The sequence below is a fragment of the Natronococcus sp. genome, from assembly GCF_047921035.1.
In the GTDB taxonomy this organism is placed as follows: domain Archaea; phylum Halobacteriota; class Halobacteria; order Halobacteriales; family Natrialbaceae; genus Natronococcus.
Map to the genome: position 1 here is coordinate 1 of NZ_JBLRWX010000251.1, position 616 is coordinate 616.

The following is a 616-nucleotide window of genomic DNA, read 5'->3' on the forward strand; positions in this document are numbered from 1 at the left end:
GGCCACCCCCAGCCGTCGGGTCAGCTCGGCTTCCAGACTGCGGTTGTACAGCGCCCCGGCGCCGGTGCGGGCGGTCAGCAGCGCACGGCCGTCCAACGCCCGCCACTTGCCGTCCTCGAGGGTCTGGGCGCGATTGAGGATCACGCAGTGGGTGTGCAGGTGCATGTCCCCGTCGCGGGAGGTCCACTCGTTCATCCGCGCCACAACCAGCCCGTCAGCATCCAACACCTTGACCCCGTTGCGGCCGGCACGGACGAACCCCGCCTGCTCCTCCAGATACGCGAGGCCGGCGTCGACCGCGGCGACCTGCGCCGCCCACACCTGCTCCTGGACGTGCCGGTCCCCGGCAGCCCACAGCAGCGACACCGACTTCACCGGCGAGAACGTCGCATCCCACGCCGCCACCGACGCGCCCGACCCGGACTGTGCCAGCTGCTGCTGGGCCTCCCAACGTTCGTACGGGTCAGCGATCTTCTCGGTCGCCGCAAGCCGGTCCGCCCGGACCTCCGCCGCATCCTCCTGGGTCCGGAACCTGCGGCCCAGATACCCGCCATCAGGCCGGACACCCTTGGCGTACAGCGGGACGAACTGGCGGCGTTCCACCTCACCGTCCAGC

General features: G+C 71.3%; 1 protein-coding gene. It reads right to left on the minus strand.

What is annotated here, in order from left to right; all coding sequences use genetic code 11:
• On the minus strand, positions 1-603 hold a 603-nt coding region (gene mobF / locus ACNA7R_RS20545; RefSeq protein ID WP_416285386.1), incomplete at its 3' end, for a MobF family relaxase.
• Between the last annotated feature and the right edge of the window lie 13 nt (positions 604-616).